13 protein-coding genes are annotated in these 13566 nt (G+C 66.7%); 4 read left to right on the forward strand and 9 right to left on the reverse strand.

Going from position 1 to position 13566, the window contains the following annotated elements:
- Nucleotides 1-517: hypothetical protein (locus E5X34_RS19670; RefSeq protein WP_292568038.1), on the reverse strand; the 517-nt coding region annotated here is incomplete at its 3' end.
- A gap of 28 nt (nucleotides 518-545) precedes the next feature.
- Entirely contained in the window at nucleotides 546-2585 is a 2040-nt protein-coding gene (locus E5X34_RS19675) for a hypothetical protein (protein ID WP_292568040.1), read from the reverse strand.
- A gap of 358 nt (nucleotides 2586-2943) precedes the next feature.
- Between E5X34_RS19675 and E5X34_RS19680 the strand changes: the two genes are divergently transcribed.
- On the forward strand, nucleotides 2944-3294 hold the full coding sequence (locus E5X34_RS19680; RefSeq protein ID WP_292568041.1) for a hypothetical protein: 351 nt from the start codon (nucleotides 2944-2946) through the stop codon (nucleotides 3292-3294).
- Between the two features lie 49 nt (nucleotides 3295-3343).
- Here the strand turns inward: E5X34_RS19680 and E5X34_RS19685 are convergent, their stop codons facing one another.
- From E5X34_RS19685 to E5X34_RS19715, 7 genes are all read right to left on the reverse strand, one after another.
- Nucleotides 3344-3877, reverse strand: coding sequence for a flavodoxin domain-containing protein (locus E5X34_RS19685; RefSeq protein WP_292568042.1), 534 nt, complete (start codon nucleotides 3875-3877; stop codon nucleotides 3344-3346).
- Between the two features lie 493 nt (nucleotides 3878-4370).
- On the reverse strand, nucleotides 4371-4907 hold the full coding sequence (locus tag E5X34_RS19690) for a cytochrome b/b6 domain-containing protein (RefSeq protein ID WP_292568044.1): 537 nt from the start codon (nucleotides 4905-4907) through the stop codon (nucleotides 4371-4373).
- 123 nt (nucleotides 4908-5030) lie between these two features.
- Entirely contained in the window at nucleotides 5031-5621 is a 591-nt protein-coding gene (locus E5X34_RS19695) for a cytochrome b/b6 domain-containing protein (protein WP_292568046.1), read from the reverse strand.
- The gene (locus tag E5X34_RS19700) at nucleotides 5599-5874 is read right to left on the reverse strand and encodes a PepSY domain-containing protein (protein ID WP_126061599.1); all 276 of its coding nucleotides are present in this window, start codon (nucleotides 5872-5874) and stop codon (nucleotides 5599-5601) included. The genes E5X34_RS19695 and E5X34_RS19700 overlap by 23 nt, the downstream gene beginning before the upstream one ends.
- Before the next feature lie 203 nt (nucleotides 5875-6077).
- Complete coding sequence (locus tag E5X34_RS19705; RefSeq protein WP_292568048.1) at nucleotides 6078-6488, reverse strand: DOPA 4,5-dioxygenase family protein; 411 nt, start codon at nucleotides 6486-6488, stop codon at nucleotides 6078-6080.
- Between the two features lie 463 nt (nucleotides 6489-6951).
- The gene (locus E5X34_RS19710; RefSeq protein WP_292568050.1) at nucleotides 6952-9105 is read right to left on the reverse strand and encodes an ATP-binding cassette domain-containing protein; all 2154 of its coding nucleotides are present in this window, start codon (nucleotides 9103-9105) and stop codon (nucleotides 6952-6954) included.
- Nucleotides 9106-9220: 115 nt separating this feature from the next.
- Nucleotides 9221-11131 carry an EAL domain-containing protein gene (locus E5X34_RS19715; protein ID WP_292568052.1) on the reverse strand — a complete coding sequence of 637 codons (1911 nt, stop codon included), beginning with the start codon at nucleotides 11129-11131 and terminating at the stop codon, nucleotides 9221-9223.
- 265 nt (nucleotides 11132-11396) lie between these two features.
- On the opposite strand from E5X34_RS19715, the gene E5X34_RS19720 reads away from it, so the two are divergent.
- The 3 genes from E5X34_RS19720 to E5X34_RS19730 all read left to right on the forward strand — a co-directional run bounded on the left by E5X34_RS19720 (nucleotide 11397) and on the right by E5X34_RS19730 (nucleotide 13492).
- Nucleotides 11397-12545 (forward strand): amidohydrolase, encoded by a 1149-nt coding sequence (locus tag E5X34_RS19720; protein ID WP_292568054.1) that lies wholly within the window; start codon nucleotides 11397-11399, stop codon nucleotides 12543-12545.
- A 13-nt stretch (nucleotides 12546-12558) separates the two neighbouring features.
- Nucleotides 12559-13116 (forward strand): DNA-3-methyladenine glycosylase, encoded by a 558-nt coding sequence (locus tag E5X34_RS19725; RefSeq protein WP_292568055.1) that lies wholly within the window; start codon nucleotides 12559-12561, stop codon nucleotides 13114-13116.
- A gap of 79 nt (nucleotides 13117-13195) precedes the next feature.
- Nucleotides 13196-13492, forward strand: coding sequence for a DUF2934 domain-containing protein (locus E5X34_RS19730; RefSeq protein ID WP_292568056.1), 297 nt, complete (start codon nucleotides 13196-13198; stop codon nucleotides 13490-13492).
- Nucleotides 13493-13566: the final 74 nt, after the last annotated feature.

Below are 13566 nucleotides of genomic sequence, written 5' to 3' on the forward strand. Positions count from 1 at the left end.
GCCCTTTCGGCGCCGGGGCGGTCGTCACGCCGATGGCTGATATCCGCCAGCGGTTGTCGACGTTTTCGAAAGACAGGTCGAAATCGATCTCCAGCGGCTGCGTGGGAAACAGGCCGACAAGGTGCAGCTGCTTCTGGGGATCGAGAAAGGGCGGCGTGGAGAGCTGCGGGGCGATGACGGCAACCGCCGTCAGGTCGGCGCCGGACTGGCGCAGCGCCTGGAACCTGATCGCAAGGTCGGCGGCGGTGTTCTGGGCGCGGAAGCCTGGCGAACCCATGTCCCTCAGCACAGTGAAGTTGCCTGTTTCCACCGCCTGCTGGAGGGCCATCATCGTGCTGCGAGCGAGGTAGATGGCCTGCGCGGCGTTCGCCGGCCAGGCGGGGGCCGCCGGCGCCGGCGCTGCCGGCGCCGCCTTCTTCTTGCCCGGCGCCGGCGCCTGGGTCTGCGTCTGGGCAAGGCCAGGTCCGGCGGCGCACACGGCCAGCATCGCCGCCAGGAGAATCGTCACTGTTCGCATTGGGATCATCCTGGCGCGCCGGCGCTTCCTACCAGCTCATCCTCAGGCCCAGCCGTCCGCCGGCCATGTTCCGGTTGGGATCGAAGGCGATGCCGCCATTGAGCTGGAGTTGCGAGCCGAGCCGGGCGCCGGCGCTGAGCGCAAAGGCGTTGGCGCCCTCGAAGGTGCCCCAGTTCAAGGTGGTGACGAATTTTTCGTCCGGCAGCACGGTCGGCGCGCCGGCCAGCGCCATCGCCATGGCGACGCCGGAATAGGCGCGGCTGCCGACGCTGTCGATGCGGGAGTTGAGGCTGTTGAATTGCGCGGGATCGGCAAAGCCGAGCGCGCCCGGGGTCACGGAAGCGAGATGGCCGCTGGCATCGGTGGTGACGATCTCGATCGCGCCGCTCTGGGCCGATGAGCTCGCCGACGACGTCAGGCCGGGCATCGAATAAGTGTTGCCCGCCGTTCCGAACACCTGCTCGTTCTGCCTTGTGGCGACCGCGCCCGAGCCGTAGGCGGCCGAGCCCGCATAGGCGGCGCTGGCGCCGGTGCCGATCGCAACGGCGTTCAGGCCGGCCGAGGATGCGCCAGACCCCATGGCGATCGCGTTGGCGCCGGTCACCGTCGTGCCATTGCCGAACGCCATCGCATTGGTGGCGTTGACCGTGCTGCCCGATCCGATCACCACCGATCCCGACGAATTGGCGGTGCTGGCGACAATGTTGTTCGAGCCGAAGACCTGGATGCCGTTGCCGTTGCCGGCGACGTTCGGGGCGTTGACGACATTGTCGTCGCCATAGACGAAGGACTTGTCGCCATTGACGACATTGGGGTCGCCGATCGCGTAGCTGCCATTGCCCCTGACGGTGTTGCCGGTGCCGAAGGCGCCGCTGTCGTCGCCGGTGACGCTGTTGTTCGAGCCGATGACGGTGGTGTTGTCGCCTTGCGACTGGTTGTTGGTGCCGCCGGCCAGTGCATTGGTGCCGCTGGCGTTGCTGCCGGAGCCGGCCGCGGTGGAGTTGGTGCCGCTGGCGTTCGGCTGCGTGCCGGAGGCGGTCGTGTCATAATAGGGCGGATTTCCGCCGCCACCGCTGATGCAGGCCAGGTCGCCCGCGGCATTGGTGCCGATGCCGGAGGTGCAACCCGCAAGCGATGCGAAACGAACGGTGCCCACGACATCGAGGCCGGCGGCCGGCGCGGTCGTGCCGATGCCCACATTGCCGTTTGCAGCGATGGTCATGCGGGTCACGCCATCGGTGGCAAGCAGAAGCCGGCCGCTCGAGCCGGTGGCCGAATGCGCGTTGATCAGCGAGGTGCCGACGCCAAGGCTCGCGCCGCCATAGCCGAAGGTCAGCGCATCGGCGTTGGCCGCCGAGGACACGCCGATCGTCTCGAACGTATCCTGGTTGGCGGCTCCATAGACATGCAGCTTGCTGGTGGGGGCAGCGGTGCCGAGACCGACATTGCCGTTCGAGGCAATGTCGAGGCTGCTCGTGGGCGCGCCGGGCCGGATGCGGAAAGGAAGCAGGCTGCCGTTCGTCAAGTCGCGTATGAAGAAATTCGCTTCGTTGCCGCCGACGTCCCAGGTCTGCGCCGTGAAGCCGCCGGCGCTTGTCTGCTCCAGGCGGATCGCCGGCGTGTCGCTTCGGGTTATCTGCAGCCCGAGAGCCGGGTTGGACGTACCCAGGCCCAGATTGCCGAAGCTGTTGACATAGACCGAATTTTCGGGAGCGCCCGCATCGACGCGGAACACCATCTTGTTGCTCGTCGCATCCTGGATGCCGAAGTAGTTGGCGCCACCGGAGCCGGGATCGTTCGCAATCAGCGCCCAGTCATTGGCGGCAAATCCGGCGTTCGTGCTCGTGTCGTCGAAGTAGATGCGCGTGTTGTTTTCCTTCACGACGATCGTGTTGAACCCGAAGGACTCGTTGTCGACGCAGTCGAACCCGACGCAGAGGCTTCCTTGCACGATCTGGTCGTCCGGAACGACATTATCGGCCAGCGCGTCGGCGACCGGCATGGCGAGGATCGCTGCCCCGAGGCGCAACGCCACGCATTTCGCCGCAAGCTGTTTTGGTTTCGCCACAAGCCCCTCCCCCGAGGATCGATGATCGCAGATATGCAGGCTTATGTGCCGGCCGTCGGTTTGGCAAGCAGTAGAAGCGCTCGCTACCGGGCTTTATCGCGGGTGTGTTCCCAGAACATCACCAGTAACGGCCGGGCTGTGTTCAGATTCTTTTCCAGCCTGGATTATGCCACCCGTTGCGCGGCCCCGACATGAACTGGACACACACACGCGTGTCGCACAGGCTAATTTAGCAACTCTGAATATGTTAGCTGGTCCGGTTGTCCCCTTCCCGGCACAGTTGCACCCCTGGCGTGGAACCATCCTGCCGCTGGCGCGTAGTTTCGCCATCGTTCCCGGCACAAGAGGCAAGGTATCCATGGCTGTTCGCAGGAAACGCAGGAAGCACTCCGGCAGCGATCTCTTGCTGGCACCAGCGGTGATCGGTATGCGGGTGCCGCTGCTGGTGCTGGATGCCATGAGCCACGCGCCCAACGGGCGGGAAGCCTTGCAGGCGTTGCAGGAAAAGGCGCTTGCGGGAACACAAGGGCTGTTCGCGGCGCAGGCAAAGATGCTCGAGGCGGCCTTGCGCTTCTGGCCTGACGTCCTTTCCGGCAAAAGCCCGTCGCTTTGCGATGGGACGGTGGCGATGGAGGCGGCGGCGGCTGCCCTGTTGCCCGCGGCCAGGCAGGTGCGGCGCAATTTCGACCGGCTTTCGAAACGGCGCTGACCGCGCGCTTGCATGAGCCGGGAGCCGGTGCTTGACCGGCCGGCTCAGCCTATGCCTGCCCGATCATCGCGAGGAACCGGTCGGTGAAGCCGGCGAGCGCGTTCCAGTCGGTGAATTCGTGATCCTGCCCGGGGCCTGGATCCTCGCCCTTCATGACGACGAATTTGACGAACTGCTCCTGGAAGTAATCGTATTTGGTGAAGCGCAAGGCGCCGCCCAGCAGAAGCGTCATGCTGGGCTGCCACCCGGTCACGGAGACGAAGCGGTCGACATATTTTTGGGCAGCGGCCTCGTGGCCTTCCAGCGCCGCCGACAGGCTGACCGATATCAGCGCCGAAGGCTTGCCGCTCAACAGGTCGCGATGCGCGAACACGAAGGTCGTGACGGCTTCCTGATGGTGCTCCTGGTGGACCGACGCGGCGATAATGAAGGCGTCGAAATGCCCGAGCTTCAAATCGGGCGTGAACTTCGCGCTGTCCAGCAGCTCGACCTGATGCCCGCGCCCGCGAATGTCGGTCGCCATCCGATCGGCGACTTTCCTGGTCTGCCCTTCAGTCGTTCCATAGACAATCAAGAGGTTCACGATGTCCCTCCGGCGGTGGAAAGGCATTGATGGGGACAATCCAGTGCCGTCTCGACAGGCATGCCGCCCCCCAATGCGGCGGAGCGCATCATAGCGCATGAAAGGGGTTTCACGCACCGATTTTCGCGGCGGCGCGGATGCCGGGATTCGCGCCGTTTCGCGGGCCGCTTGGCGCTGACGCCTGCGCGCCGGCCACCGGCGAGCCGCGTGCGCTCGGCCGGCCGGCGCGGGAGAACCGGGCGGAGTTGTGGGACGACGGCCCCCGCCAAGGCTTATGCGATCGCGCCATCCCGCGGCGGCTGTTTTTTAGCTATCTTGAATATGCGGCGGACGCAGGTTCGCCGGGCCGGCGTCGGGGCGGGTGCTCCCAATCAGGCAACAGGCGCCGGCCACCCGGAACGCGGCCTGCTGGTCACGCGTCGGACCGGTGTTGACCGCCGGCGCCGCTTGCGCAGCCAACGCCGGCGCAGCCTTCGGTCCAGCCCGGGCGCTGCTATTCGCGGCTGTCGGCGAGCTCGTTCGAGGCGAGCGGGTTCATGCGCTCCAGCGTTCCGTCCTTCATGACGAACTGGTGCCATATCGCGATCAGCGCATGGGCGCCGGCCAGCCACAGGATCAGCGTGCCGCCGGTTTCGTGCAGGTCGGCGATCAGGCCCGGCGCGCCCTGCACGGGCGCGGCGAGCGCCGGCAGGTCCAGCCCCAGGAAGGAGATCTGGATGCCGAGCCGCGAGGCGGCATACCAGCCGCTCAGCGGCAGCGCGATGAGGAACAGATAGAGCACCGTGTGCCCGGCGCGCGCGGCAAGGTCCATCCAGCGGCTCTGCGGGTCCTCGACGCGGGGGGCAGCGCCCAGCCAGCGCGCCAAGAGGCGCGGCACGACCAGCAGCAGCACGGCGAGGCCGAGGGTGAAATGCAGGTAGGGCGGGTCGGCGCGCGCATGGCGCCCGCCCTCGGCGGTCAACCAGGTAATGACGACCAGCAGGGCCGTGAGCCAGTGAATGGCGATGGTGATCTGTGAATAGCGCCGCATCGGGCTTGCTCCGTCTTTTCAGGCACGCGCACATGCCGAGGCCGGGAACGCCTCGGCGCGCAACGTTCATATGTTTCCGCGGGCGTCAGGCAGGCGCCCGCGGTTGCCCCGTCCGGGGCGCGTTCAGGCGATGTCGGCAGGCGCGGCTTTGCGCTTGCGGCCGGTGATCATGGCGCGAACAAGGTTTTCATTGTGGCGAAGGCTTGCCAGCGCCACGCCGCCGATATGGACGAGCACCAGCGCGAGCAGGCCGTGGGCGGCCAGGCTGTGCGCGTCCTCCACCCATGACACGCCGAAATACGCGTCCGTGGTCTGCATCCACCCGGTCACCGCCACCGACACCATCATGGCCATCAGCACGATCACCATCGCGCCGCCCGCCGGGTTGTGGCCGATATAGCGGGCCTCGCTGCCCTTGATGATGGCAAGGAGATAGCGCAGCACCGTCGCGGGATCGCGCACGAATTGCGAGAAGCGCGCATAGGGCGTGCCGACGATGCCCCACACCAGCCGCATTGCGACAAGCGAGGCGGCGGCGTAGCCGGCCCAGTGGTGGATGTTCTCGGCGCTTTTAGGGGTGAACCAGGCGATTGCGAAGCTCAGCACCAGCGCCCAGTGGAAGCCGCGCACGACACGGTCCCAGACGCGCACCACGTCGCGGTGCGCCTGGGCCTGTGCCGGCAAGGCCCGATCAGTTCTCGCCGGCTTCGGCATTGTCGAGTTTCTCCAGCGTCTCGGCATTGTAGGCGGTGTTTACCTTCTTGCCGTCCTTGTCGATCGCATAGACCTCGTAGCAGCCCTTCTCGGTCTTGATCTGGCGCACTTTGAGGCCCTCGGCCTTCAACTGCGCCTCGAGCGTCGCCTTGGGCTGGAACTTGGATTTCGCGGCGGTGCTGCAGGTGCCGGCCGCCAGAGCCGGTCCGGCGATCACGCCCGCGAGGGCGGCGATAAGAAGAGTGCGATACATGGGATCTCCATCTGGTTGGGAGGTTGCGGCGCGGCTGAGGATTCAGCCACAGGCCGTGACGGCTTGGGCGCGTCATTGGCGAGGCATAGCGAATCCAAGCTGACAACCGACTGACAGAAGTCCCGGAAAGAGCGACCTACGCGGAGAACCGGGCGGCGACGCGCCCCGACACCACTGATTTTGGGGGCTAGGCCGACGGGCTGCTACACAGCGAGCGTCGGCTCGGTGTTGACCTCCAGCGCCGCTTCCGCCTCGTGATCCTCGTCGGGCAGGACCTCGCCATGCACCGCCAGGGGTTGTCCGATCCAGAGCGGGTCGACGAGGTGGTCGCGCCTGGCGTTGGCGGTGTTGGGGTGGATCAGGATGCTCAAGCCGCCATGGTTCAGCATCAGCCACGGAACCAGCGTGGCGAAAAGGCCGGTGGCGAAGGAGACCTGGTACATCGCCTGGTCATGCGGGCCGACCTTCCTGTCATGCCAGTTGCCCAGGCGCACGCGAAACCGCTCGCCGATGCGCTCGCGCAGCCATTCGGCGTGCCGGCGCTCGGCCGGCCCGTCGAAATAGATATGGGCGTGATAGCTGGCGATCTCGCCGAGTTGCCTTACTTCGCTCATCTCGGTGTTCCCTCCCCGTAGTTTCCCGTCTGCCGTCCGGGACTCTAGGTGGTTCTTCGTTTCATGGAAACGGTGAACCGCTCAACGGTGCGTTCAGGGTCGGCGAGACTTGGCGGGCCAATCGTGGTGGACAATCGCCGGACAGCGCTGCCCCCGCTCCGTCTCGGCGCTGCGCGCCGAGCCCACCTCTCCCCCACTTCGTCTACGCTATGCACATCCTCTGTGATTGGCGTGACTGATAGACCTGAGGCTTGATTGCACGTGGTTCCCCCAATCCGTCGCTGCTTCGCAGCGCCACCTTTCCCCCTCCGGAGGGAAAGGAAGGGAGCGCTGCTGGCGCCTTTCCTCTACCCCGTCGATCGGGGGAGAGGTGGCTCGGCGAAGTCGAGACGGAGTGGGGGTCGACCAGCGCTACGTTGGACGATGCATGCGCCAAGCTGCGCGCAACCTCGGTCCGCTCCCCTTACCCTTTGCCATTCACGCCACTTCCCCACAGCGCCCGCCGGATCAGGCCGCGCTTCCTCTTCCTCGACACGAGCTCGACATCGCTCACCAGCCGCGCGCCGCCCTCACGCCGCTCCAGCGTGATCTTGCGCGTATGAAACGCTTCCAGCTCGGCGCGGTGGGCGACGCTGATGATGGTGACGGTGGGCAGTTCCTTCATCACCGTCTGCATCATCGTGTCCTGGCTCTTCTCGTCCAGCGCCGAGGTCGCCTCGTCGAGCACGACGATGTCGGGCGCATGCAGCAGGAGGCGGGCGAAGGCGAGGCGCTGCTTCTCGCCGCCGGACAGCGTCTGGTCCCACGGCGCCTCCTCCTCCAGCCGGTCCTTCAGATAGCCGAGACCGACCTTGTCGAGGGCAGCGGCGATCTCTTTCGTCTTCCAATTGTCGGCGGCGGCCGGATAGCAGGTGGCGCGGCGCAGCGTGCCGGACGGGATATAGGGACGCTGCGGCAGCATGAAGAGCCGCTTGCCCGGGTGGAAATCGACGCTGCCGCTGCCCCAGGGCCACAGGCCCGCAATGGCGCGCACCAGCGTCGACTTGCCGGTGCCGGATTCGCCCGAGACCAGCACGCGCTCGCCGGGCTGGATCTCCACCTCGGTTTCCTTCACCACCGAAGTGCCGTCGTCGAGCGTCACGGAGAGATTCCTGAGGCTGAGCATGGCGCCGTTCTCGGTCTCGCCGCGCTGGATGCGGCCCAGCCTGTCGTTCGCTTCGGCCCGCTCCAGCCCGTCGAGCGACATCATCAGCGAGGCGATGCGGCGGGCCGAGGCGTTCCAATCGGCAAGCCGGGGATAATTGTCGACCAGCCAGCCAAATGCGCCTTGCACCATGGCGAAGGCGGAGGCCGCCTGCATGACCTGTCCAAGGCTCATCGAGCCGTCGAGGAATTTCGGGGCGCATAAAAGCACCGGCACGACCGGCGCGAACAGGCTGGAGCCCTGCGAGACGAGCGTGGTGCGCATGTGCTGGCCGGTGAGGCGCGCCCAGCGGCTGAGCACTGCGGCGAAGGACCGGAAGATGCCGGCATTTTCCTCCTCCTCGCCGCCGAGCAGCGCGATGCTCTCGCCGTTTTCGCGCACGCGCGTCAGCACGTAGCGGAACTCGGCTTCCGTCTGGTTCTTCTGCTCGGAAAGCTCGACGAAATGGCGGCCGATGAAGAACATCGAGGTCGAGGTGATCGCCGCATAGATGACGGCGGTGACGACGAGGAAGCCGGGCACGGTGATGACCGAGCCGCCGAGCGAAAAGCTCAGCGCGCCGCCGATGGTCCACAGCACCACGATGAAGGTCGAGGCCGACAGGAAGGCGTTGAGGACGCCGGCGACGAAATCCACCGGCGATTCCGTGGCGATCCTGAGATCCTCGGTCAGCCGGGCCTCGGGGTTGGCGTGATCGCCCTTGACGAGGTTGAGCTGGTAGTAGCGGCCGCTGGCCAGCCAGCGCTGGATGACCGCCGTGGTCAGCCAGGAGCGCCAGCGGCGCTGCATGGTCATGCGCAGATAGACCTGGGCGACAACCAAGGTGATGCTGCCGGCGACCAGCGGCAGGAAGATGGCGCTCAGCCAATAGACGGTGTGGGCGTCGCGCTGCTCGATGGCGTCGAAGATCGCGCGGTTCCAGCGGTTGATGCCGTACTGAAAACCGACATTGACGCAGATCAGCGTGAGCAGCCCGATGGTCAGGGGCCAGGCGAGCCTGTCGCCGTGCAAACCCCAATAGCCGCGGCCGCTGATCCAGAAGCGCCGCAGAAGATACTTCTTGCGCGCCCGCTCGGCCTCTTCGGGCGAAAGCTGAGGACCCGGCTCGGCGGCCTCGGGCGGCGGCGACCCGGCATGGCCGATGGCCTCGGGCGCGGCATCGGCGGGTGGCTTTTCCTCCGGCGGGCTCCCGCCGGCCGGTGGCCTGCCTTGGCGCGCCTTGTCGCCTTTCAGCCTGTCTTCTGGTTCGTCTTCCGCTGCCTTATCCGCGCGCGGCTTCACAGCGCCACGCGGTTTCGGCTGGCGCGGCTTTTCGTGGCGCGGGGCATTGGCGCGCGACGCCGGGCGCGGCTTGCTTTCACCGCGCTCAATGGCACTGTCGTCCGGTTTCGGTTTGCGCTTGGCCGGGGGCATCGCGCGACAACGGCCCAAAAATCAAAAGGTTTCACGAGAGCGCCACCCAAAGCAATCGCATAGGGCGCCCCGCTCTCCGTCTCGGCTTCGCCCAGCCACCTCTCCCCCGCCTTTGTCAGGCGGCGCTGCCGCTGCGGGGATTGCGCAACGGCTCGAAAATAACCTCGCCGGCCGCGTCGAAAGCGAGCGCGTCGTGCATCGGCAGTGCCGCCGAAAACAGATAGCCCTGCGCGATCATGCAGCCCAGCGAGCGCAGGATCATGCGGTCGGCATCCGTCTCTACGCCCTCGGCCATCACCTCTATCCCCAGCGTGCGGCCAAGGCCGATCACCGCCTCGACCACGGCCTGGTCCTCCACGGATTTCGCAAGGTCGCGCACGAAATCCTTGTCGATCTTGATCTTGCGGATGCGGCTGTCCTTCAGCGACACCAGGGTCGAGAAACCGGTGCCGAAATCGTCGAGAACGATCGATATGCCGGCATCCGCCAGGCGCCCGACCTTTTGGCCGACCCGGTCGCGGTCGACCGGCGCCTCCTCGGTGATCTCGATCTCGAGCATCGCGGCCGGCACGTTCTTCGCCTTGAGGCCGTCGAGGATCATGTCGTCGACATTGCCGGCCTCGAGCTCGCGCGGTGAAAGGTTCATCGCCACCCGCACATCCGGCCGACCCTGCCGCACCAGCTCTGCGATCATGGCGCAGCAATTGAGGAACACCGTTTCGGTCAAAAGCGAAAGCAGGCCGGTCTCGCGCGCGGCGGTGACGATCTCGGGCGGCGAGATGGCGCCATGGACCTCGTGCTGCCAGCGCAGCAGCGCCTCGAAGCCGACGACCGCGCTGGTGTCGAGCCGCACCAGCGGCTGGAACCAGCAGCAAAGAGCACCGTTTTCGATAGCTCCACGCAGATCGCGCTCGATGCGGTTCCTGCGCTCCAGCGCGGCGTCGAGATCCGCGTCGAACAGGCAGTATTCGTTCCTGCCGCCGCGCTTGGCCGAATAGAGCGCGAAATCGGCCTTGAGCAGCATCTCCGTCAATTGCGGCTTGTCCGCCTGATAGATGCCGATCGAGGCGCCGACGCGCACCGAATTCAGCTCCGGATCCGGATTGGCGATGGCCGCGATGATGGTGGATGCAAGCTCGCCGGCCGCCTGCGGCGACCTGCAGGCGGAGAAGAGCAGCACGAACTCGTCGCCGCCGATGCGCGCGATCGTGGCCCCATGCGGGGCGTGGTCCTCGATCCGGCGCGCCACCTTGACCAGCAGGCCGTCGCCGATGGTGTGGCCATAGGTGTCGTTGACGGATTTGAAGCCGTCGAGGTCGATCAGCATGGCCACGAACGGGCCGTCGGAAACGCCGAGCCCGGCGATCGCCTGCTCCAGCCCGTTGCGGTTGAGCAGGCCCGTCAGCGGATCGCGCCTGGAGTTGCGTTCCATCTCGGCGGCGAACTCGCGCGCCTCGTATTTGAGCCGGCTCGTCTCGCGAAAGCGAGATTGTCCCAGAAGCGCGCTTCTGATCATGCCGCCGAGGAACAGCAGGATGGTGAAGCCCAGCACGTCGTTCTCGACGCGGCCTTGCGCCAGCACGCAGGCGGCGGCGGTGAGAAGCGGCAGCGTGATGAAGTTGATCGAGGCCGGCGCGTGGGAGGTGCAGTAGGTGACCGAGCCGGCCGAGGCGCCGGCGAGCACGATCAGATAGAGCGGCGCCTGGGCGGTGGTGTATCCGTCGCTGAGCAGCGCCAGGAACGACCAGGCGATACCCGACGCCAGCGCCAGCAGGCCATAGAGGGAAAGCCGGACGCCGACCGCCTCCGGCCGCTCGTCGGCCGCGCCCGACTGGGCGAGCGCGAGCACCACGCGCGCGCCATTGACCAGGGCGATCGCGGCAAACCACGCCACCGCGGCAAGGCCGCGGCCCGACAGAAGCTGCACCGCCAGGATCAGGGCCGCCAGCACCGTGCCGATAGGCATCGAGATGAAGACGCCCTTGCTCATATCGGCAAGCTGATCGCGCAGGATGCCGGCGTCCACGGCTTCGCTCCGCCCTCCGGAAGAGGGACCCGCAGCCAGCCGCTCATCATGCCATGTCATGACCTAATTGGTTAGGCGACCGGGATGAAAATCGTGTTAAGGATTTCAGCGGTTTACGGAGCATTTCCTGATTAGGAACTGACGGCGCCAGAAGCTCGGAGAAAACAGGGCGCCGATGGCCTAGCGGAATTTATCGCCATGGCACGGCGCGAGAAAAACCCTATCGTGTTTGTGTGACCGGCAAGCCCAAGCGGAGTTCCAACCCATGACCCTCACCAATCGAGACATCGTCGAGCTGACCGAATGGCGCCGCAAGCTGCACCGGCAGCCGGAAATTTCCAACGAGGAGGAGAAGACGGCGAAGGAAGTGGTGGACTTCCTCGCCGATACCGGGCCCGACAAGGTGCTGACGGGGCTCGGCGGCCATGGCGTGGCGGCGGTCTATGACAGCGGCCAGGTCGGGCCGACGGTGCTGTTCCGCTCGGAGCTCGACGCGCTGCCCATCGAGGAGCTTTCGGGCGTCGCGCATTCTTCGCAAGTGCCGGGCAAGTCGCATATGTGCGGGCATGATGGGCACACCGCGATCCTGGCCGCGCTCGGCCGCCAGTTCGGGCGTGACCGGCCGGCGCGCGGGCGCGTCGTGCTGATGTTCCAGCCGGCGGAGGAAACCGGCAATGGCGCGGCCGGCGTCGTCGCCGATCCGCGCTTTGCCGAGATCGCGCCGGACTTCGCCTTTTCGCTGCACAATCTGCCCGGCGTGCCGTTCGGCGAGGCGCGGCTCAAGGCCGGCACCGTCAACTGCGCCTCGCGCGGCATGCGCATCGTGCTCGAGGGCAAGACCGCGCATTCCTCGATGCCGGAAACCGGCACCTCGCCGATGCCGGCGGTGAGCGAGTTGATGCCGGCGCTGCCCGCGCTCGGGCGCGGCACCTTCGCCGACGACGATTTCGGCATGGTGACCGTCACCCATTGTTCGATGGGCGAAGCCGTGTTCGGCATCGCGCCGGGCTATGCGGAAGTGTGGGCGACGCTGCGCACCAGGCGCGACGAGCGCATGGCCGAACTCGTCGCCGCCGCGGAGGCGCTTGCCGGGAAAATCGCGGCCAAGCACGGTCTCTCGGTGCGCTTCGACTATCACGAGATCTTCGTCGCCAGCGTCAACGCGCCGGACGCGGTGGAACATCTCGCCCGCGCGCTCGACCAGGAAGGCGTTGCCCGCAGCGAGGCGGCCCTGCCGATGCGCGCCTCGGAGGATTTCGGCATTTTCGGCCACAGCGCCAAATCGGCCATGTTCTTCCTCGGCGCCGGCGAAAGGCACCCATCGCTGCACAACCCCGACTATGATTTTCCCGACGACCTGATCCCGATCGGCTCGCGGATCTTCATGCGCGCGGCGCGCAATTTGCTTGGCTGATCGAACGCCTACGATGGTCGATCCGGCCGACGCCGATTTCTTCGCCCGCGACGCGCTTGTGGTCGCCCGCGCGCTGATCGGCGCCACGCTTGCGCTCTCCGGTGTCGGCGGCATCATCGTCGAGACCGAGGCCTACCGGCCCGACGATCCCGCCTCGCATGCCTATCGTGGCCGCACGCCGCGCAACGCGCCGATGTATGGCGCGCCCGGCTCGGCCTATGTGTACCGCTCCTATGGCCTGCACTGGTGCCTGAACGCGGTATGCCTGCCGGGCAGCGCCGTGCTGATCCGCGCGCTCCAGCCACTATCCGGCATCGCCGAGATGCGGGGCCGGCGCGGCGTAGATGACGAGCGGCTGCTCTGCTCCGGTCCCGGCAAGCTCTGCCAGGCGCTGGGCATCGACGGCTCGCACAATCGCCTGCCGCTCTCCACGCCGCCTTTCGAGTTCGCCCCGTCGCGGGCCGATCCCTCCGCCATCGTCAGCGGCCGCCGGATCGGCCTGACCAAGGCGGTGGAATTCGAGTGGCGGTTCGGGCTTGCCGGGTCGGCCTATCTCAGCCGCAGGTTCTGATCCTGCTTGTCCTCTTCCGCCTCCTGCGCGGATCAATCGCGGTCAGCGCGCGTTGAGGTCAGTGATTGAGGAGGAGATGATGGCGACCGACAAATACGAACGTATCCAGCGCCGCGCCTACGAGATCTGGAAGCAGAGCGGCGAAGGCCACGGTCAGAACGAGGAGCACTGGCACCAGGCGCGCGAGGAGATCGAGCGCGAGGACAAAGGCTTGGGGGAACAGCCGGGCGCCGCGATGCCCGGAGCGGTGACGATCCCTGTCGGCCAACCGGATCCTTTGGCAGCCGAGGCGCTGGCGCGCAAAGCAACGAGCAACCGACCCGACGGGCCCGCGCACAATCCGGCCCCGACGAAGCGCAGCCGGCGCAAAGGCTGAGCCGTCATCGTGATAGATGTGGGTGGTCGCGGGCTCGCGGAAGCTGCGCCACCGGCGGGAGTGCTGGGCACGTC

The sequence above is a fragment of the Mesorhizobium sp. genome, assembly GCF_004963255.1.
Classification (GTDB): domain Bacteria; phylum Pseudomonadota; class Alphaproteobacteria; order Rhizobiales; family Rhizobiaceae; genus Mesorhizobium.